Genomic DNA, 20,778 nt, shown 5'->3' with positions numbered 1-20,778 from the left:
TACTCAGCATCTTCTCAAAAATCATCTAAATTCACATTCTCCTGCAATGGCCAAAAGCTGATCGATATCGCCCTGGTTATTAAAAGCACCCAATGAAAAGCGAATAAACTGATCTGCACTAATACTCAAACAAACATTGTTGCTGCGGAAATAATCGAACATCTTCTGCAGCTGATCAGTTTTTAGCGACACGATGCCGCAATGAGCAGCTTCTTTTTCCGGTGTAACCACTTCAAAGCCTAGTTCGACTAATCCGGCACGCAGCTGATCATAAAGAACACGAATGTGCTGCCAAATCGTATCAGGTCCGATAGTCAAAATTTCCTGCAGTGCATCATGCAAAACATAAATTCCCAAATTGTCTAAAGAACTGTTCTCCATCTTACCGGCCTTCGTATCCTCTGAACAGCTTAAGGAATACTGCCCCTCGGCTTCTTCAATATGAATATAAGAATTAGCTGCCGTATAAACAGGCCAAATGTGTTTCAACAAATCTGGATGATAATACGTAAAGGCTGTACTGTTAATGCCGCAAAGTCCTTTATAAGAGGCTGCAGAAACAGCAGCAACATGCCATTTTTGAGCCAGAAAAGGCTGCAAGCCCAAACTCTGAATGGCATCAACGATCAAGAAAATCCCCCGTACATGACACCAGCGGCCCAGCTTCTCTAAATCGATCCGGTAACCAGTCGCTGATTGTACATGGCTGACCAAAATCATACGAGTTCGATCGTCAGCCGCAGCAGTCAGCTCTTCAATTAAGACCTGTCCATCTTCTCTAGCAGGAACTACTCGGGCTTCAACACCGCGGGTTCTGGCAGCATTCAAACAGGGCATCAAGACAGATGGGTGTTCCTGTCGGCTGGTAACGATGTTGTCGCCAGGCTGAAAATCGAAGCCCTGAAGAATGGCATTGATGCCTTCGTTCGTATTACGGGTAAAAGCGATTTGCTCTGGCCCCAAACCGCCGACTAGCTGATTTAACAATTCGCGAGTGGCATCCAGTGTTTTGAACAAAGTCGCTCGACCAGGGCCGCCACGTTCATTGTGGAGCGCACCATATTCCCAATCGTTGAAGTATTTCTCGGGGGCTTTTCTGGCGATGGTTGTGCCGCCGCAATCATAGGCATTATCTAAGTAAATACATTGCTGGGCAACGGGGAACTGCTGCCGATAGTTTTTTTGCCAATCCATTTTTTCACCTTATTCCTGTTGATTCTTCGCAAGCTGACACAAGTAATTGGCTACCGCAAGATCTTCAACGGCCATTCCCAGTGCTTCGAAAACAGTGATATCTTCCTTAGTTAATCTGCCAGGAACCGTTCCCTGCATTACTTGGCCGATGGTTCCTAAATAGTGCTCATTGGTAATCGCGCCATCATTAAGCGGGATAAGAAAATCACCAGCTTCATGTAGGACGGATTCCCCATTATCACCGAAAAAGCGGGCTTTCTGTACAATGTCCGTGGCTAATTCACGGGTGTCGGCAGTACAAGCACCTACCGCATTAATATGAACGCCAGGCTTCAGCCAAGCGGCTTCAATAATCGGTGTTTTGGCTGGAGTGATCGTACAAACAATATCAGCATCCTGCACTGCTTCTTGACTAGTAGGGCAGGCAGTAATGGCAATCTGCTGCTTCGTACTTTCCCTTTCAGCAAACCGCTGAGCCCGCTCAAAATCTTTATCCCAAATAGTAACCTCTGTTAACGTAAATTGAGTCAGTAAGGCCTGCAGATGAGATTCACCCTGTTCACCAGCACCCAATAAAGCCAATTTGCTAGAATCTGGATTCGCTAATACTGTGCTGGCAGCGGCACTGACTGCACCGGTGCGCAGCTTGGTTACAGAAGTTGCGTCCACGATGCCCTTTAACTGACCGTGTTCCTTTTCAAAAATTAAGATCTGTCCTTGATGGGAAGGATAGCCATCCTGACTGTTTTGTAAATAAACACTTAAAATTTTCGTTCCAAAATAACCGGAATTAGAATAGCCCGGCATTAAGCCTAAGATATTGTCGTTAGGCATTTTAATCGCGTTACGCAGGTATTGAACATCCTCACCAGTTTCTACATTTTTCAATGTTTCAGCCATTAAGTCAACACAGACCTGCATATCCAAATGTTCTTCCACAAAAGCTGCATCCAAAACTAGAAGTTCTTGTGACATGCTTTTCCTCTTTTCTTAAATCGATTCCGGCAAAATGCGTTTTAGGAAGCGACGTGTGCGTTCTTCTTTTGGATTCGAGAAGATTTCCTCTGGCGGTCCTTCCTCGACAATGACGCCTTCATCCATAAAAATCACCTTGTTGGCTACTTCAGAAGCAAAGGCCATCTCGTGAGTAACCACAATCATGGTGACGCCTTCGTCCGCAATCTTTTTCATGATCTTCAGGGTTTCGCCCACCAGCTCCGGATCAAGCGCAGAAGTCGGTTCGTCAAACATGATAATCTCAGGATTTAGCACAATCGACCGAGCAATACCTACACGTTGCTGTTGTCCGCCTGATAATTGGGAAGGGTAGGAGTCATATTTTTCAGCTAAGCCCACTTTGTCCAAGGCTTCTTTTGCCCGTTTTTCAGCTTCTGCTTTAGGCACCTTACGAGCGATAACCAGGCCTTCCATAACATTTTCCAGTGCAGTTTTATTGTTAAATAAATTATGATTTTGGAAAACAAACGCCGTTTTCTTACGAACAGTTAAAATTTCTTTTTTCGATGCATGCTTCAAATCCACTGTCTCTCCAGCAATAGTCAAGGTACCACTGTCCGCTTTATCCAAAAAATTGATGCAGCGCAGCAGGGTGGTTTTCCCTGAACCGCTGACACCAAGAATAACAATTACATCGCCAGTCTCTACCTTCAAGCTTACGCCCTTCAGCACTTCATGACGATCGAATTTCTTATAGACATCTTTAACCTCTATCATGCTTGGCTCCTTCTATAACGTCCCATACGTTCTTCAGCTAATTTTCCTAATTGGATACAAATCAGGCTGATGCCCCAATAGATCAAGGCCGCAGCCACATAAGCCTCCAGGTAGCAGTAGTAAATGCTCGCAATCTTTAGTCCAGCGTTCAACACATCCTGAACCCCAACTAAGATAACCAGGGCAGACAGCTTCACCAAGGAATTGATATTTCCGATCAAGGTCGGAACCAATACTAAAAAGGCTTGCGGCATAATAATACGGTAAAAGGTTTGGAACTTGCTTAAGCCCACCGTATAGCCGGCTTCATATTGGCCTTTGTCTACAGACATCAACGCCCCCCGAACAGACTCAGAAAGCAAGGCAATTGCTGCAATCGACAAAGCAAAAACTGCCACATAAATCTTATCCACTTCAGAAACGGTAATCTTCCAGCCCAATGACTGGGCAATAGCATTAAAATTACTATTAAACCACAGTCCAGCAATCAAAATAATCAAATTGACCGGGATAGCCTTAACAATGGCAATGACTACTGTGAAAAACTGATCCAGCACCCTCACATGAAAGATTCGAATCAAGGCGATCGGTGTACCAATCAGCAAACCGACAATCAAAGTAGTTGCCGCAATACCAAGACTAACCGGAATCTTCATAAAGCTGGCCTGCAAACATTCAAGAAAATAATTTAGTTGAAAGTTCATGCAACCACCTTCTTTCTTCTGCTGGATCTGTGATTAACCACAGCAAAAATACCTTCTAAAATTAGACTGATAGCGGCAAAAATAATTGCCACACCAATATAGCCTTCAATCGAATGCCGAGTAGTAGCTGCGATCATTCGCACTTTTCCCATCATGTCGGCCACACCGATCATATAAGCTAAAGCCGTATCCTGCAGCAGCATGACAAACAAAGTCTCCAGCCCAGGAATTGCGACCTTCAGTGCTTGAGGGAAAACGATTCGATAGAAGGTTTGCCAGCCGGTTAAGCCCACCGAATAGCCTGCTTCCGTCTGCCCAATCGGAACGGACAAGATGGACGCCCGGATCAACTCCGCCATATAACCAGCCTGATTCAGTCCAAAGGTAATAAATACAAAAAAGATCTTGTTTACACCGCTCAAATCCATGTTTAAGTAAGAGCGGAATAATAAGGGCATTCCATAATACACAATGAACATTTGAACCAGCGCCGGTGTTCCGCGGAAAAAGGAAATCATCAAATAGGCCAGCTGATTTAAAACGGGAATTCGTTTGATACGAATCACCGCAAGCAGCGTTCCCAGCAGCAAACCGATAATTGTCGCTATGACAACAATCTGGAAGGTTACTGGGAGTTTTTGCAGCACCTGCGGAAAGACGTGAACAAAGCGTTCCCAAGAAAAAAAGTTAGAACTCATAGTTTACATCCTTTTCCCTAAAGCTTCTTATTTTGTATAATCTTCACCCAAGTATTCAGTAGAGAGCTTGCCAGTTTTGCCTTCTTCATGCAATTCTTTCAACGCAGCACTGACATCTTTTTCTAATTGTTCATCGTCTTTGTTGTACAGGTAGTAGCAGCCAGAATCAGCTTTGTCGCCAAAGATGTTTGAGCCATATTGTTCTAACCCGTCAAATTGCTTCACCCATTGGTCTGCATCAATTTTTTCATTAATATAAGCATCGTAAACCCCGTTCGTCAGATTGCTGACGATTTGCTCGTTTTCTGAATCTTCATAAACAATTTCAACGGCTTTTTTAGGATTTTCCTTGTTGTAAGTCTCCAATAGGTTCGATACATTTCCACCAGTTTTTACTTGGACTTTTTTACCAGCTAAATCATCCAAGGTCTTAAAATTCTTGCCTTCTGCACCTAAGATCACATAGCCGCCAGTGGTTACACTAGGCGTTTCAGAGTAAAGATATTTTTTGGCACGGTCTTCATTCCAACCAAAGCCGTGTACACCCATATCATAGGTACCAGTATCCAGACCCACCAAGATGTTAGAGAATTCTGTTGGTTCATAGCTGAACTTATATTGTGGGAGTTTTTCATCGACCAACTTCAATACTTCATACTCGTAACCTGCCAGCTCTTCGTTTTCGTCTAAATAACAAAATGGATTGTAGGCATTCCCAATACCAATCTTGACTACTCGAACATCATCTGCTGAAGCCGCATCACTGTCACCAGTTGCCGAATCATCGTTATTGCCGCAAGCTGTCAGTACGATCCCAGATAACGTTAGTACACCAAGTACCGCCAACTTTTTCAAAAATTTATTCTTCCCCATAGATAAATACCCCTTTTCTCATTGTTTGTTCAAAAATTATTCATCTAATTTTAACTAAGTGTACATTCTTGAACAGGTGGTGTCAATCAGTCCTTTGAGTCTCTTTTTCAAAGAATTCGCTAAAAAAGTAACCCAATTTTACAAATTAGATTCCTATTATCGACCAAAAATACCTCGGAATATCAGATTTTTCTGGGATATCGCTAACTTGTGAATTGTCTCATCAAATCCTCATGACTGATTGCCTTTTGTCAGGCTTTTCGGTTATACTTTGGATGAAGATTTTCATTTAGTAAAAGGCAGGTGGGAAAGATGTTGCGTCAACGTTTTTGACTTTGAGTAGGTCATACGCTTAGAGGTTCTAAGTTAGTGAAGTCGATCGTCTTTCCTTCAAACTGTTTTTTTGTGTGCGCTTTTATGTGATTGGTGTCACAAAATTTAGGATATGAGGGAAAACATACGATAGGTGTATGTTTTTTTGTCGTGTCTGGATGTTTAAATGAAATCTTGTTGAAGTGACAAGGAGTAGACTTCCTAAAAATTATTTGGGAGAGTGTAAACATGCTAATTGCTTTGTCGTTTGTTATTATGATTGCTGCTATTTATGGACTTATTTATTTGAAAAAGAAAAAAGTTCCTTTTTCTAAACGGGTTGTTTTTGCGTTGGTATTAGGGATTGTTTTAGGGTTTGTGTTCAACCAGCTGTTCTCTTCAGCAGAGGGTGCAGTCTTTTCTGATTGGATTGGTATGTTCGGCAGTATCTATGTGAAGCTGTTGCAAATGATCGCAATGCCGCTGATTTTGGTCTGTGTCATCTTAGCCTTCACGAAAATCGAAATTAAAACCAACGTATTAAAAATTGGTGTTACGATTGTTGGCACATTAATTGTTACAGCCGGAATCGCGGGAATTGTCGGAATTGCGACAGGTTACTTTGCAAATATTGACGGAAGTACCTTCAACATCAGCCAATCGGCGTTAAGTGCTGCGAACGATATTGAAAAAAATTATGTAACTGGTGGGGAGCACACCTTGTCCTTGCCGCAAAAGATCGTAGCAATTTTCCCATCGAATCCGTTCTTTGATTTAACTGGCCAACGAGCAAGCGCAACCTTAGGCGTAGTCATTTTCGCCTTGTTCATTGGGGTCGCTTATCTGCGTATTAAGGATAAAAAACCAAAAGAAGCGGATTTGTTCCGCCGTGGAATGGACAGCATTTACGAAATTGTTATGTCAGTGGTTCGTTTGTTTCTATCCTTTGCACCGTATGCTGTTTTGACTATCATGACTACAACCGTTGTGAACAATGATTTATCAGCAGTTTGGAAGCTGGCGCAATTCTTTGTGGCCTGCTATGTGGCTATGCTGATTCAGTTCATCATTCAATTAGGAATTATGGCAGCCTGCGGTATGTCGCCAATTCGCTACTTGAAAAAAGCTTTGCCAGTTCTGTCTTTTGCCTTTATCACTTCATCAAGTGCGGGCTCCATGCCGATGAATTTGGAAATGCAAGAAGAGCTGGGGATTCCTAAAGGGATTTCAAGCTTAAGTGCTTCATTTGCGACTTCCATGGGAATGAACGGCTGTGCCGGTCTTTATCCTGGGATTATTATTGCAATCGTAGCGGTCACTCAAGGGATCAATCCTTTGTCGCCATCATTTCTATTTTACGCAGCCTTTGTGATTGCCATGACCTCATTTTGGATCGCGGGTACGGGCGGTGGTGGAACCGTGGCAACCATTATTTCACTATCTGCTTTAGGGCTTCCGGTTGGCTTGGCAGGCGTCTTTATTGCCATCGAACCATTAGTTGATATGGGACGTACCGCAGTGAATTTGAACGGCGGTGTTGTTGCCAGCATGGTTACCTGCAAGGTTAATGGCGTTGACTTGAAGCAAACGAAGGAAAACAAAGAAACAGTGTTAACAACGAAGTAAAAAAAGGAGGAAAAGAAGTATGGAACTACGAACAGAATTACCTGAAGTATTTGACGAATTCGGTGAAGCACGGCGGCAAGGATTTCTAACCGTTAAGAACTTGAAGGAACAGGGTCAAGCCGTTGTTGGTGTTTATTGTACCTTTATGCCCGAAGAGCTAGTCATGGCCAGCGGTGCCATTCAAATTAGTCTGTGTTCTACCTCAGACGAAACCATTCCAGATGCAGAGGAAGATTTGCCGCGAAATTTATGTCCTTTAATCAAGTCGAGCTATGGCTTCGGTAAGACCGATAAATGTCCATACTTCTATTTCTCTGATTTGGTGGTAGGTGAAACCACTTGCGATGGCAAAAAGAAAATGTATGAATACATGGAAGAATTCAAGGACACGTACTTGATGCATTTGCCTCATAACCGTGACAGCGAAGCCAGCAAAAAGCTCTGGTACAGCGAATTGGTAAATTTCAAAGAAAAATTGGAAGACTTCTTCGACGTAACGATTACAGAGGAACAAATTCAAGAAGCAATAAAAATGAAAAACCAGGAACGCCGTGCTAAACAAAACTTTTATCGCTTAGGACAGCTGAACCCGCCAGCTATCAGCGGTACCGAAATCTTCCAGGTGATGTACGGGTCACAATACAAATTTGATAAACAAGAAGTAATTCAAATGCTGGAAGAAACGACAGATAAAGTAAAAGAAGGCTACGAAGCCGGTAAAACATTGCCTAGAAAACCACGTATTCTCATCACGGGTTCTCCTATGGGCGGCGTGACCGAAAAAGTTATTAAGGCTATTGAAGACAACGGCGGAATCGTAGTCGCTTTCGAAAATTGTACGGTAAGTAAAGCGGTAGAACGACTGGTAGAGGAAGATACCGCAGACGTTTACCAAGCTTTAGTGGATAAATATATTAATATCGGCTGTGCCTGCATGTCCAACAACCAGCCAAGAAAAGACCTGTTAAGTCAAATGGTCGATGACTATCAAGTCGATGGAGTAATCGATATGGTGCTGCAAAACTGTATTCCATTCTCGGTTGAATCGCTGAAGATCAAACGATACCTGAATGAAGAAAAGGATACGCCGTACCTATATTTAGAAACCGACTATTCCACTTCCGATATTGAGCAGATCAATACGCGGGTAACGGCCTTTATCGAAATGTTAGAGGAAGAAAAAGCATGTTCTATATAGGCATGGATTCTGGCTCCACCACGACCAAAGGGGTTCTTTTCTCAGCGGATCAATTACTAGATAAATATCTGATCCCAACCGGCGGCAATCCCCGAGGGGCGATGGAAGAGATCCTGGCTCGTTTTACTGAAAAGTATCAGCTGACCGATGTGAACAGCAAGTTGATTACCACAGGTTATGGCCGTAAACTGATCGACAGCGATCTGGCCATTACCGAGATCAGCTGCCATGGAAAAGGGGCCGAGTATCTACAGCCAGGCATTAAGCAGGTTATCGATATCGGCGGACAAGATTGCAAAACCATTCAGCTAAACGGCAAGGGAACCGTGGTTGAGTTCAACATGAATGACCGCTGTGCAGCAGGAACAGGCCGTTTCGTTGAGGTGATGATGCGAACCTTAGGTGAAGATATCACTAAGCTAGATCAATTTGCTTCAAAAGGCGAACCAGTAACCATCAACAGCATGTGCACCGTTTTTGCAGAATCAGAGGTTATCGGTCTGATTTCCAAAGGTGAGAAAAGGGAAGACATTGCTTGCGGAGTTCTGCACTCGATCGCTAAACGTATCAGCAGTCAATATTCCAAGCTGCGGCCAAAACGTGGAGAGGAAGTTCTCTTCACCGGCGGACTTTCCCGCAGTACTCAATTTGCGGAAGTCTTGTCCACATATGTCCATGCGCCGGTTCATACCAATGAGCTGTCGCAATATGCCGGTGCTATCGGTGCTGCACAGATTGGACAAAGAAAATTATAGTCATTCATTTGAAAGGGAAGAGCTGTTCTGAAAAAGGATGGCTCTTTTTTTACTGCTTTTATTTATTATTTATATAGAAACAAAAATTTATTTGTTAAGCTGGAACACCCTACCTGCGAAGGGCGCCATCTTCGCAGGTAGTTGTGCTTATTCAATTTTCAAGGATCGTGACCGTCTAACCAGTGGTTAAACAAAGCAATAACCAGCCCCACGAAAATAGGGGCTAAAATGTATTGCATCAAGGATCGCAAACCATCACCCCCTTTCAGTGGAGGGCAGTGATCCGACTAATCTGGTCCGTACCTACGCTGGATCAAACTAGCTTCAAGAGGAAGAATCCGGTGAATGCTGTCGCTCTTCTTCCTTTTTCCTTCTTCGCAGCTTTCGCCGGAGCATTTCTTTGACTATGTCATACGGCTTGTTGGAAGGCTCATTTGTCAAATTAGGAATCTTTTGATCCGTTTCTTCTATAGTAAGTGCTTTGAAATTAGTTTCAGGTGCTTCGTTTAATTCATCTATAGAAACTTCCTCTTTAGCTGAGGAAGATAAGGAGACTTTCGGTACTTGCGGCAATTCACGCCAAGAGCTTTTGGCCTTTAGCTCTTCAAGGCTGGCAGTATCAACCTCTTCTGGTAAGGTCGCTTCTTCTGGGATATCTTCAATCGATGCTGGCTCACCGAACAATTCATCTCCCTCAAAAATTGGTCGTTCGATGGTTTCTACATACTTGGCCTTCACTACTTCTTGGAATAGGCCAACGCCATCTTTTTCAAATAGATTTAAGCTGCTTAACAAATTCAGTGATTCTTTGATTTCTTCCGGACTTTTTGTAGTATCCGGATTTTTAAAAGTAAAATTATGCGTTTTGCCTTCGCTGTTCAGGAAGGTGGATACTAGTTTGATCATTTACTTAACTCCTTTCGGTTTTTATTTGCGTAGGTGAGACAGACAGTAAGTATCATTTTCAGGTGGCTTCAGAGTCCGTATCGTTTTGGAAAATCTTAGCTACTGATTTTATAAGAGACTTGGTTTTTTCAATAAACTTGCGAACAGGATTCAGTTTTAAGCCCAGTATCCGTAATTCACTGGTTTCAAAATAATCCACGAAATACCAGAAAAACTGCTTCATGGTTTTCGTTGCTTTAGTATTCATAAATAAGTAACGAACTAAATCCTGCAATACCAGAGCGAACTCCTTCGCACCAAGCTGATAACGTACACGTAAAGCAAGCAATAGTTTGATGGTCATGGTGCCATTTTGGGTTTCCTGATAGTATTCCATGAGTCTTTGCTCGATGGTTTCGAGTTTAAGGTTAAATAGTTGTTGGTGGGTGAAGGGTTGCTCTGACATAATAAATTTCTCCTTTTTATTTGTAATAGTAGATAATTTGTAGATAAGCTGGATACCTAGGAAATCCAGCTAAATGCATTAAGTAAGAGAAGCACGGCACGTCTGCCGCAGCTTCTCAAAAATTCAATTACCGTGCAACAAGTTCTTCTTCAAAGATCGTTGTTTCAATCGTTTCGACATACTTCGCACTAACAACTGTTTCAAATAAACGAATCCCATCCTTCTGAAACAAATTCAATTGAGCCAGTTCTCCTAACAGTCCTTTGATCTGTGAGGGAGCCTTAGTAGTGTCTGGATTGCTCAAACTCCAGGTTTGTGATTTTCCTGCCCCATTTCTAAAAATGGAAACTAACTTAACAACTCGATTCATGCTTATTCAACCTCCTTCATAATTCTTGATTGGACAGTCATAATCACACTGTCTAGTGAACTGTCTTGCTGGGATAGCTCTGCCATAATTTCCCCTAATTTCACCACATCTTCTTCTGGTGGATTATCAATCACATTTGAAAAATTTACTTTCTTCTGTTTGTCTTCCCCTGCTTGTTCGATTTGTACCTGTAATTTTGTGCCTAACTTTTGAATCAATGTTCATTCCTCCGTTTTCTGTTTTTGGTTTATTTGGTGATGCTTGTTGTGTTTCCCGGCCGGTGATTAAACCATACTTGAATAACAAAAATTTGAAAACTGTACAAATAGGTACCTGACCCTACAAATACGACCATGAAAATTTCGAGAAATCTTGATTCAATAGGGTTTTGCTTGTTTCAGTCAAAGAAAAAGTGTCGTATTTATGGGGTCAAAGAAAAGTATTGTTTCCAAGGAAAATAGAGGGATGATTGTGAAAATAAGTGTCATTTAGGTTCGTATAAAAGGATTTTGTAATGTGAAATGACTAGAAAGGGCAGACAAAAAAAGTTGCCTTCGCTTCCCGAAAGGGGAATAAGATAACGAAGGCAACCTGTATAAAGCAATAAAATTAGTTGATCAGTTTAGTCAGTAAATCAGAAAAGGTCTCATAATTCCATTCTGCTGGATCGATTGAACGACCAAGCCGTAAGAATGTTTGCAGCGCATAGTCCCTTTCATAGGCTTCCTTCAAGGCGCCAACTGGAAGTGGAAATTTTTTTAGCAGCGCTCGTTGACTAAGGGAGCGCAGAAACGGAGTATCCGGCAGCTGCAGAACTGATAAAGGCGAAGCAGCAGACGACTGTAAGTAATCGCGTTGAAGCAATGAAAGAATAGACAACGCCTGCTCAGATCGGTTTCGAATTGTCCGAATGGTTAGCGTCGTTTGGATTGTTGAGCCATTCACTAGATGAATAAGCGTGAATAGGCCTTTTTCTTTCAGCTCCTTAATTTCCACCGGATTGATCCACGGACTATGCTGCGGCTGTCCCAATGGGAAAATGACCGAAGACAAACTAGCCATTGGACTGTTTCGTTTACTGAAACAGTCGAACCGTCTCAGGGTATGAGCGAGTGCAGAATAATCTAGAAAATTCATTTTTTTCGCATGTTTTTGTAAGGTGGTTCGGGTTTGGTTGGATTGATGATACTGCTTGTTTTGAAAGAAAAGAATACTTTCATTCCGATCGGGCATAGGAAATACCAAAGATGGTACGTGGTTTTCTGGAAAAGCGTCCAGTTTTACAGCTAAATCGTTTTCATTTAGCAGTTCAAATGTAGTTGTTAGTTTGTACATATGTTTGTCACCCCTGCATTTTTCATTTTTTGTGGGATGCCAGCGAAATGGGGAATAAATGAATCGATCATCGGTACTTTTTATCGCGCGTGAAAAGTACTCGTTCATAAACAATTGGCAATGAATAGGGCCCTATCACTACCTGCTACTGAGACGTGACGCAGTTTCATTCAGTTTCTTTCATTTGGCCATGGCATCTTCATACGATTGATTGTTAGAAGAGAAAGAGACGACTCTCTTCATAACATCTACGATTATAAACTAAAAACACTGCCAAAAGTTAAAAATACGTCGTGGGGGATGTAGATACAATAAACATTAATTTACTCCTTCATAGGGCATTTAATAAAATTTAATTTTATTAATGATTGTTCTTGTGTAATAATTATCTTTAGGGGAATTGGGATAAAAAACATTAAGGAAAAACAAGTTGATTAAATAAATACAGTTATTTTAAAAAAATAAAAAAATTCTTGGTATTAGAAATACTAAGAAGTTTTCAGAAGACTATTAATAGGTAGTTATGTTTTTTATTTATCAATGGCTAATTACTAGTCTAATTATAGAATACTCTGAAAAAATACGCAATATATTTTGAAAAAATAATTAAAGTGAATTTTTTCGGTCGTTTTTGTAATTATTGATAGACGTGTTTGCAAAAAAAACACGAAGAAATCGAGTGATCCTATTAGCCGTCAAAAAACCGTACTTTTTATAGAAGGGAAGTAACAAAATGCGCAGAGGAGAAAATATCTATCGGCGGAAAGACAAACGATGGGAAGGAAGGTATAAAAAAGGAAGAAAATCGAATGGCAAACTTTTGTACGGCTCTGTCTACGGAAAGACATTAACCCAGGTGCGGGAAAAGCTGTACCCGTTGAAGGTGAAATATCAGCTGATTCAAAACGTTCAGGGAGATGCTACTATCTCTCTTCGGGAGTGGGGCTATATCTGGCTGCATGATGTTCAACCAACCGTTAAACCGGCGACCTATGCCAACTACGAGCATAAACTGGTTCGCTATGTCTTATCTGCGATAGGCGAATATAGCTTGAATGAATTGGATGAAGCAGTGGGAGAAGAATTATTAGCCTCCTTGCTGCAGCGCAAGCTGAAGCCTTCCACCATTCAAGTAATCTTTCGGATTACGAATCAGTGTTTGGCCAATGCGCTACGGAAACAACGAATCAACGTAAATCCATTCCTATCTGTGAAGTTGCCCAAAGTGGAAAAAAGGAAAAATCAAGCCATCACTAGACAAGAACAAAAAAAGCTGGAGACGGCAGCTTTATCAGAAAAAAAGGACAGAGGTTTGCCAACCTTGTTGGCACTGCATGCCGGTCTTCGTATTGGCGAAACAGCGGCTTTGGCTTGGCAGGATATTGATTTTGACAACAACCTTATCCATGTACGATCCACCTTTCAACGAATTATAGGATTATATTCTGGAAAAAAGACAGGCTTGCTCTACTCGAGCTCTAAGACAGCTACTTCGACCCGTTCGATTCCTATGAGCAAGCTGTTGCGGCAGGTGTTGTTGGAACGAAAGAAGAAGGCAAAAGGAGAATTTATTCTCTCCAATAAGAGCGAACCGATCGAGCCGAGACTGATTACCTACCATTTCCATAAGCTACGTCGAAAAGCAGGACTGGCAACCATCCATTTCCATCAATTACGCCATACGTTTGCGACCCGTTGCTTGGAGAGCAAAGGCGACATTATGAGTGTGAGTGCTTTAATGGGGCACAGCTCTACCCAAATGACGTTAGATACCTATGCTGGCTCATTGATGGAGCAACAAATCCAAGTAGTCGTACAAATGGAACAGGCGATTAGTTAGGTTATTAAATTAAAACGTTTTTAAAAAAAGAATTTTTCTCTTCCGGAGGGAAACAGTTTGCCTAACTCAAGTAAGCGCTTTCTGAAGTGTGAAATCGCAAGATAACGCGATATTTTAATATAACATACGTTATTTAAATTGAAAACACTTGTTTAGTCTCCTTGTTATTTAATAAAAATTATTTACTGACCAGTACCCATACTTTTATACCGTCATGCTTCGTCAGAGGATGGTTTTTTTTGTTGCTGTAAAAGGGTTTCTGAGGGGGTTCTTAGTATTTCTAATACCAAGTAAAAAAAAGCAAAACGAGCGTAGTGCTTTTAAGAAAGTATAGAGGAATAAACAATATTTATCAAAGTATAGATGAATAGATAGAGAAATCGCATAGAGGAGGAAAGCCATATGTTCGGTTTAGGCAAGCAAAAGAAGAATGCTTATCAAGAATCAACGCAAGATGATTACTATTACGATGAATACGACAACGAAGGATATGAAGAAGATTACGGGTATGACTCGTATCAAGAGGAAGGCTATGAACGTCCTGTTGATAGCTCTAGTGGGTATGATCGCGGGGAGCATCGCTCCAGAAGACGGACAGCTGCACCTGTAGATGAACGATACGATGCCCGATATGAAGAAGATATGGAGTCCTTTCCAGCACAAAAAGCTGAAAAAGAATCTCGGAAAGAACCAGATACTCAGCTGCAACAGGAAGTGGAACGCTTGGAAGAAACTGTCGCTCAGTTAAAACATCAACTGGAAGTCAAACAAACGGAAATGACTGGGATGGCCACTACCCTGACCGAAAAGGAGCAAGAATTACACGAACAACAAGCGAAATCTGAACAACAATTAGAAGCTTTTCGTGAAGAAAAAGAAGACGAGCAGAATAATCTGCAAGCAGAAAAAGATTTTCAGATTCAAAAATTGACAGATCAAGTGGCCCAGTTGAACACGGAGCTGCAAGACGATCGAACCAATCAAACCGAGGCTTTGGTGCAAGCACAACGACAAATTGAGTCACTGAAACAAACACAAAAAGAAAACGAGGACATGAAGGCAGAACTGGCAACGATCCTGATTGAAACGAAAAAACAAGAACGGGCAATTTTGGAACGAGCAGAATACGAAGCCAAAGGGATTCGCAGCCAAGCTGAACAGGAAGCCCATCAGGTGATTCACGATGCGTCATTAGAGTTACGCGTAATGAAGCAAGAAATTAGAAATTACCGCAAGCGTCTGCGTTCGGTACAAGAAGAAACGACCCAATTTTTTGTACGTTTGTTAGCGACAAGCGACAACTTATTGGATGACGAATAGAAGAGGGGTGGTTTTTGGTGAAGCAAGCACAGAATCAACTCGCCTTATACCCCACTCCTGCGCCCATTATGCAAGAGGAGCTGCGTAAACAGTCGTTGTTAGAGGAAATTGAACGAGCGTGTGAGTATTTGTATGCACCGCATGGCACTTTGACGGAGGACCAGCGGAAAAAGATTTACCAGCATTTTGAACAATTATTTCGTTTGATGAACAGCAGTTATCATGTGGAGCTGTTAGTGCCAACTGGCTATTTCGATTGGACTAGCTTTTGGCAATCGCTTCATCAATTCTTTCCCCAATTTGCTTGGATAAAGGCACAAACAGAAGAGCCGAAATATGGCCGACAAGTCTATCGCTTTGATTTTATTCCATTGGCTTTTCGAGAAATCGGCTTTCCTTTCGGCATTCATCTAGAAGACAGTCTGACCCAACAATTCCCCTTATCTCCCGAAGAGGCCTTGGAACGGGCAGAACAGTTATTACTGGAATTAGCTGGACAACACTTGTCAGATGTATCGCCTAAAACAAAGGAAGCATCAGAAACGAGTGCAGTCGTTCCCATTAAGCAAGCAGAAGAACAGGCGAAGGATGTTGCGCGAGTTCAACAAGAAGAAGTAAAGAAGGAAAGTCAAAGTAAAGCCCGTTTGCGAGCTGTAAATCAAAAACTAGAAATGGTGATTGAAAAGCTGGAATTATCCATGCTTTACAGCGGGATTCAATATTTTGAACGAGAAAACAAAGAAGAGAACGATTGGGATAAACGGATCAAGATCAGTTTGCGAGAATATACGTATTTGCTTCAAAAGGCCAGGTTTTTGGAACAGATGTGGAACTTGAACGGTGAGCTGGTAAATAAATCTGAAAAGATGACGGTGACCGGTAATAAATTAGTTTACGAGCGGGATCAGGTGAAACAAATCAAAGCCAATCTTTCGACGAGAGACATTCACTTTGTTTTGTATGAATGCCAAGTAATTGAATCGCGGGCGAAAGTACATGCTCGTCCATGGTTCAGGAAGCCTTACGTAAAGCTAATGAAGATGGATTATGACAATTTATTGAGCAAAGCTGCTTACTTTGATCTTTTGCAAGGAGAAAGTGCGCTATTGGAACGAATGGTACGAGAACAACGAGATGCACCAGTCAAAGAAGCTCAGGAGGTTGGCTGAGGTCAAAGATTTTCGACTTTTTATCGCTGGTCTCTTCCAGCAAAAATGGGAATGGTCTTTATCTGTTGTTATTTACTTTTTTTCAGTTCGTTTCGTATGTACCACTGGATGTATCCAAAATATTCAGTCAGCGGCGAATCGATGAATCCAACATTTAAGGAGCAGGAGGTGGTTCAGATCATATCACATCGTAAACCCAAACGTTTCGATGTTGTGGTGCTGCATCCACCGGAGAATCCAGAGGGTCTTTATTTGAAACGAATCATTGGACTGCCAAATGAACGAATAACTTATCGGGATGGGCAATTATACGTGAATAAAAAACTTGTTTCAGATGAATTTGCCAAAGAAACGGAAGACTTTAACTGGAATGAGTTCTCCAGAGACAAGATTCCAGAAGGCTATTACTTTATTTTAGGCGACAATCGCACTATTTCCAAAGATAGCCGCCATTTTGGCTTGATTACCGAAGAACAAATTTTAGGCGTCGTCAAAGAAGGAGTACGAATTGAATGAAGACACTGCAGGAAAAAATTGAATGGTACACCTTCTGGTATTGGATTTATTGGCTCTTTTCGCTAGTCATTTTGCTGGGTGTGTTGGTACTAGGTATCTTTTTCTACTTTACAGATTTCCAAGATGTGGTGACGGTCAGCCAGCTTTTCCTTCTACTGTTATTGATGTTACTAGCTGTTTATTTGAGAATGACAGCACTACACTATCACTCAATTTTAATGAAGCTGAAGCAGGCAGCAACCCGACCAAGAAGACCAAGAGAACATCCACAACTACGACCGCAGGAAAGGCGGAAACAAGGTGAAGGGTAAAGTTTTGTTGGGGTGTTTCATCCTTGGACTCTGTCTAGTCACAAGCAATCAGATCCAAGTGAGACAAACGGTATCGGCTGAAACGCAGGAGTCCATTTCGGATCAATCAGAAATAGTGCCGAAGATTGAAAGCAGTTCGATAACTGTTAGTGAAGCACATGAAGAGTCAACTGGAGCTTATGAGACTGTTTCTTCTATAGAAGAAAGCAGTAGCGTGGTCAGAGAATCTACTGACTCACCGATGACAGCAAGGGAGATGACGAAAGGAACAGAAATCCAGACGACAAAATCCACTGTCTCCCCATCAAATATGCCAGAAACAGTTACTAAAGTTCAAACAACGTTACCAACCGTAAAAGTGGAGGAAAATTATCAGTTTTCAGTAGTGAAGAATCAAACGACTGAAGAATTTATCCACTCTATTGGAAAAGATGCACAAATCATTGCTTGGGATGAAGGGCTCTATGCTTCAGTGATGATTGCTCAGGCAATTTTAGAAACAGGTTCCGGCAACAGCCAATTAGCAAGACCGCCTCATCATAATTTGTTTGGGATCAAAGGGAGTTATCAAGGAAAAAACGTGTCATTTAATACCCAAGAAGATAAAGGAAACGGTCAGTTGTACACGATTCAATCGGTTTTTCGACAGTATCCCAGCTACAAAGAATCCTTAGAAGATTATGCAGCTTTACTGAAAAAAGGAATCTCAGGCAACGCTAGTTTCTACCAAGCAACTTGGAAAGAATACGTAGAAAATTACCAGGCAGCAACTAAAGAACTCACAGGAAAGTATGCGACCGATACTTCGTACGATAAAAAGTTGAATGCATTGATTGAAACCTATCAGTTAACTTCGTATGATGCAGAACCAAGTGTAGAAGAACTAAGTACACTGGTGGAAAGGCCTACCGAGAGTGCAGAACTACCTGCAACCCAAACCGAAAAAGAAAATGAACCAACTGAATCAAGTACAACGGAGGAACCAAAGATTTTGATAAGCGAAACTAAGCAATCAGTGGTATTCCTTCCACCAATTGCTCAACGACCAGCAAAAGAGGTGGCAGGCAATCGAACGGCACAATGAAAGAAGGGGAGACATGTCGAGACAACGAGGGTATCGAGAACGGGACTATGAGTATGAAGAACAATCACCTTACAGTGGTGAACGTCCCCCTTCTAATCGACGACCACCGCAAAGGATTGACTATGAAGAAGAGTATTCGGATCGTGAAAGATCTTATCCGAGACGATCAGAGGAACGTTATTATGGAGAATCGGATAGAAGAATAAATGGACAACGAGGAAATACTCGAGGTAGATATTCAGAAAACTATCCGTCCAATCGGTTGGCACCACGAAACTCGCGGCCAGTTTATGACACGTATGATCGTGAGCGGATGTCTCCACCTAGAGGGGCGAGACCACAACGGAAAATGACTCCTCCACAATCAGCGCAACCGTTGCAGGAGGCAAAGAAATCCACCAATCGCAAAATCTTCTTATTCGTGTACAACTTGTTTTTTTATACATTGACGATTGGGATTTTATTGAGCTCTTTGATGTTTGCCTTCAGTGAGAAGTCCGATGCCGCGATCTTTGGCTATCGTTTCTACCAAGTCTTGACCAATTCAATGGCTCCACAACCAGATTCGCCTTCACGGGGATTTTATGCGGGAGATATCGTATTAGTAAAGATGGCAGATGGCAGTCAAGTCAAAGAAGGCGACATAGTCACCTTCCAAGTGGGTGAAGGAGACCGTTACCTGACCCATAGGATGGTAGAGCGGTTAGACGAACTAAACGGAGAAAAGGGCGACTACATTGTCACCAAAGGAGATGCCAACAATAGTAAAGACCCACCGATTTCCGCGGATAGAATCTACGGAAAGGTATCCTTTGTCATTCCCAAAATGGGCAGTGTTCTGAACTTTGTTCAGGAAAATCTCTGGTTGTGTTTAGTGTGTGTGGTATCAACCTTCGGATTCTTTCTAGTTCTTAAAGCGTATTTTCTGCAGCCAGAACCAATGAGACGGCCGATGAAACAAACGAAATATCCAAGAGGGGTATAACTGCTTGTTCATACAAGTATTTATATAAAAAGTAAAAAAAGGATGTATAGGAGGAAAAAGGAATGAAGAAGAATAACAAAAAGAAAAAGCTGATGGCTGCCGCAGCAGCTTTAGCGTTAATCGCAGCCATCTCGGGGACATTTGCTTGGATCACTGCCCAGGATCAACGGATTAACCGGGCAGAATCCGCAGCAGTAAGTGACAACAGTGTAACGGTAAAAGAAACATGGGAACCAAAACCGTTAGTACCAGGAACCGAAGCAACCAAAGAGGTTGCGGTATCGAATACAGGTACTGCGAGTGTATTTGTTCGGGTGTCTTACGAAGAAGTATTGAAGCATTTGAATAAACTAGGTGCTGAAAAGCATGGGGCAACTACAGGGACTGGCGATAAAGCAGATCCTAAATATAAATATGTTGCGAATGATTCAGGATTAGGCAAACATATGCCAATCAACACTAATGGTGATCAAGCATACAAAGATGGTTTTGTTCAAGTACCTGCTGGCCAAATTACTGGTTTAACAACTCCTGATCATGACGATGTGAAATTATTGGTCAAAGGTGGAAAAACGATCGATGCAGTTACTGGTGCTGAGAAAATCAGTTATGAAGCGAAACTAATGCATGAATATTTCTCTCATCCGGATAATAGCGGATATGTTCCTGGAGATGGCACATACGATGCCAGCAAAAATAAATACCAATCGATGAAGTTCAATATCACGGTTACCACTGAAAACAGCAAATTGGATGCCAAAGACTGGAACTTTGCTTTGACTAATATAGAATACGGCTACTACGAAGATGGATATAAGAATTCAGTTGTTAACTGGGCGGCTTCTTCCCTTGCTGATGCAGATGGAACCAACGTAACAGGTCGTGCATTAATAGGAACAACTGGTGTTCGTTACAGTGTGGATTATGATTACACCCTTGCGGGACTAGGTTTGCCAGCTTCTCCTGGCTTGCCAGGAGTTACACCTGCAACAGTTGGAGATCAAGTCCCAACAGCAACTGGTAAAAAAGGTGTTCAAGCAGATACAAATGGTTTAGGTAAGAGTGAGATTCGGATCGGCTATAGTGCAGATGTAACAGATGTCGCTACTTTAGGCAATGACAAGTGGGTCTACAACAAAGACGATGGCTGGTTCTATTACACTGTTCCAGTAAAATCTGGCGAAACAACCAAGAACTTATTGGAAAAACTAGTCTTTGAAAGTACAATGGGCGCAGAATATACCAATGCTTCGTACGACTTAGTTGTAAAAATGGAAGCCGTTCAAGCTAATGCTGATGCGTTAATTGATTCAGCGGGCTGGCACTTGGGTGGCGGTTCAACACCAACAGGCGATACGTTGACAATTGTAACCAAACTTAAAGCAGGCATCTAAGCCATGCGC

General features: G+C 42.0%; 23 protein-coding genes. 11 read left to right on the top strand and 12 right to left on the bottom strand.

Annotated elements, in window-relative coordinates; all coding sequences use genetic code 11:
• Positions 1-21: 21 nt before the first annotated feature.
• From IGI49_RS08885 to IGI49_RS08860, 6 genes are read right to left on the bottom strand one after another with little or no spacing between them, the layout of a single operon-like run.
• Positions 22-1,194, bottom strand: coding sequence for an aminotransferase class V-fold PLP-dependent enzyme (locus tag IGI49_RS08885; protein ID WP_429964217.1), 1,173 nt, complete (start codon positions 1,192-1,194; stop codon positions 22-24).
• Positions 1,195-1,203: 9 nt separating this feature from the next.
• Positions 1,204-2,169, bottom strand: a complete 966-nt coding sequence (locus tag IGI49_RS08880) for an ornithine cyclodeaminase family protein (protein ID WP_429964216.1) — start codon at positions 2,167-2,169, stop codon at positions 1,204-1,206.
• Positions 2,170-2,184: 15 nt separating this feature from the next.
• Positions 2,185-2,928 carry an amino acid ABC transporter ATP-binding protein gene (locus IGI49_RS08875; RefSeq protein WP_429964215.1) on the bottom strand — a complete coding sequence of 248 codons (744 nt, stop codon included), beginning with the start codon at positions 2,926-2,928 and terminating at the stop codon, positions 2,185-2,187.
• Positions 2,925-3,632, bottom strand: coding sequence for an amino acid ABC transporter permease (locus IGI49_RS08870; protein WP_429964214.1), 708 nt, complete (start codon positions 3,630-3,632; stop codon positions 2,925-2,927). The genes IGI49_RS08875 and IGI49_RS08870 overlap by 4 nt, the downstream gene beginning before the upstream one ends.
• Positions 3,629-4,330, bottom strand: a complete 702-nt coding sequence (locus tag IGI49_RS08865; protein WP_429964213.1) for an amino acid ABC transporter permease — start codon at positions 4,328-4,330, stop codon at positions 3,629-3,631. The genes IGI49_RS08870 and IGI49_RS08865 overlap by 4 nt, the downstream gene beginning before the upstream one ends.
• Before the next feature lie 27 nt (positions 4,331-4,357).
• Positions 4,358-5,203 (bottom strand): transporter substrate-binding domain-containing protein, encoded by an 846-nt coding sequence (locus tag IGI49_RS08860; RefSeq protein WP_429964212.1) that lies wholly within the window; start codon positions 5,201-5,203, stop codon positions 4,358-4,360.
• Between the two features lie 561 nt (positions 5,204-5,764).
• Here IGI49_RS08860 and IGI49_RS08855 point away from each other — a divergent pair.
• Genes IGI49_RS08855 through IGI49_RS08845 form a run of 3 tightly spaced genes read left to right on the top strand, consistent with a single transcriptional unit; the run spans position 5,765 to position 9,094 of the window.
• Complete coding sequence (locus IGI49_RS08855) at positions 5,765-7,141, top strand: cation:dicarboxylate symporter family transporter (RefSeq protein ID WP_429964211.1); 1,377 nt, start codon at positions 5,765-5,767, stop codon at positions 7,139-7,141.
• Positions 7,142-7,160: 19 nt separating this feature from the next.
• Positions 7,161-8,339: a double-cubane-cluster-containing anaerobic reductase gene (locus IGI49_RS08850; RefSeq protein WP_429964210.1), complete on the top strand. Its 1,179-nt coding sequence runs from the start codon at positions 7,161-7,163 to the stop codon at positions 8,337-8,339.
• Entirely contained in the window at positions 8,327-9,094 is a 768-nt protein-coding gene (locus IGI49_RS08845; RefSeq protein WP_429964209.1) for an acyl-CoA dehydratase activase, read from the top strand. Before IGI49_RS08850 ends, IGI49_RS08845 begins: the two co-directional genes overlap by 13 nt.
• Positions 9,095-9,252: 158 nt before the next feature.
• Here the strand turns inward: IGI49_RS08845 and IGI49_RS08840 are convergent, their stop codons facing one another.
• The 6 genes from IGI49_RS08840 to IGI49_RS08815 form a co-directional block, all read right to left on the bottom strand.
• A complete protein-coding gene (locus tag IGI49_RS08840; protein ID WP_429964989.1) occupies positions 9,253-9,333 on the bottom strand; it encodes a type I toxin-antitoxin system Fst family toxin in 81 nt (26 codons plus the stop codon).
• An 85-nt stretch (positions 9,334-9,418) separates the two neighbouring features.
• On the bottom strand, positions 9,419-10,000 hold the full coding sequence (locus tag IGI49_RS08835; protein WP_429964208.1) for a DUF2922 family protein: 582 nt from the start codon (positions 9,998-10,000) through the stop codon (positions 9,419-9,421).
• Positions 10,001-10,058: 58 nt separating this feature from the next.
• Positions 10,059-10,445, bottom strand: coding sequence for a hypothetical protein (locus tag IGI49_RS08830; protein WP_429964207.1), 387 nt, complete (start codon positions 10,443-10,445; stop codon positions 10,059-10,061).
• 127 nt (positions 10,446-10,572) lie between these two features.
• The gene (locus IGI49_RS08825; RefSeq protein ID WP_429964206.1) at positions 10,573-10,815 is read right to left on the bottom strand and encodes a DUF2922 domain-containing protein; all 243 of its coding nucleotides are present in this window, start codon (positions 10,813-10,815) and stop codon (positions 10,573-10,575) included.
• A 2-nt stretch (positions 10,816-10,817) separates the two neighbouring features.
• Positions 10,818-11,033, bottom strand: a complete 216-nt coding sequence (locus tag IGI49_RS08820; protein WP_429964205.1) for a hypothetical protein — start codon at positions 11,031-11,033, stop codon at positions 10,818-10,820.
• Between the two features lie 391 nt (positions 11,034-11,424).
• Entirely contained in the window at positions 11,425-12,150 is a 726-nt protein-coding gene (locus tag IGI49_RS08815) for a hypothetical protein (RefSeq protein ID WP_429964204.1), read from the bottom strand.
• Positions 12,151-12,883: 733 nt separating this feature from the next.
• Here IGI49_RS08815 and IGI49_RS08810 point away from each other — a divergent pair.
• From IGI49_RS08810 to IGI49_RS08775, 8 genes are all read left to right on the top strand, one after another.
• Positions 12,884-13,990 (top strand): tyrosine-type recombinase/integrase, encoded by a 1,107-nt coding sequence (locus IGI49_RS08810; protein WP_429964203.1) that lies wholly within the window; start codon positions 12,884-12,886, stop codon positions 13,988-13,990.
• A 402-nt stretch (positions 13,991-14,392) separates the two neighbouring features.
• Entirely contained in the window at positions 14,393-15,310 is a 918-nt protein-coding gene (locus IGI49_RS08805) for a hypothetical protein (RefSeq protein WP_429964202.1), read from the top strand.
• Between the two features lie 14 nt (positions 15,311-15,324).
• Positions 15,325-16,479, top strand: coding sequence for a hypothetical protein (locus IGI49_RS08800; RefSeq protein WP_429964201.1), 1,155 nt, complete (start codon positions 15,325-15,327; stop codon positions 16,477-16,479).
• 51 nt (positions 16,480-16,530) lie between these two features.
• A complete protein-coding gene (gene lepB / locus IGI49_RS08795) occupies positions 16,531-16,995 on the top strand; it encodes a signal peptidase I (RefSeq protein WP_429964200.1) in 465 nt (154 codons plus the stop codon).
• Complete coding sequence (locus IGI49_RS08790; RefSeq protein WP_429964199.1) at positions 16,992-17,306, top strand: hypothetical protein; 315 nt, start codon at positions 16,992-16,994, stop codon at positions 17,304-17,306. The genes lepB and IGI49_RS08790 overlap by 4 nt, the downstream gene beginning before the upstream one ends.
• The gene (locus IGI49_RS08785; protein WP_429964198.1) at positions 17,296-18,390 is read left to right on the top strand and encodes a glucosaminidase domain-containing protein; all 1,095 of its coding nucleotides are present in this window, start codon (positions 17,296-17,298) and stop codon (positions 18,388-18,390) included. Before IGI49_RS08790 ends, IGI49_RS08785 begins: the two co-directional genes overlap by 11 nt.
• Before the next feature lie 13 nt (positions 18,391-18,403).
• A complete protein-coding gene (locus IGI49_RS08780) occupies positions 18,404-19,375 on the top strand; it encodes a signal peptidase I (protein WP_429964197.1) in 972 nt (323 codons plus the stop codon).
• Positions 19,376-19,437: 62 nt separating this feature from the next.
• Complete coding sequence (locus IGI49_RS08775; protein WP_429964196.1) at positions 19,438-20,769, top strand: hypothetical protein; 1,332 nt, start codon at positions 19,438-19,440, stop codon at positions 20,767-20,769.
• Positions 20,770-20,778 lie beyond the last annotated feature (9 nt).

It is taken from the genome of Enterococcus sp. AZ071, from assembly GCF_050499065.1.
Classification (GTDB): domain Bacteria; phylum Bacillota; class Bacilli; order Lactobacillales; family Enterococcaceae; genus Enterococcus_A; species Enterococcus_A ferrettii.
This window is presented reverse-complemented; position numbering and strand designations above follow the sequence as displayed.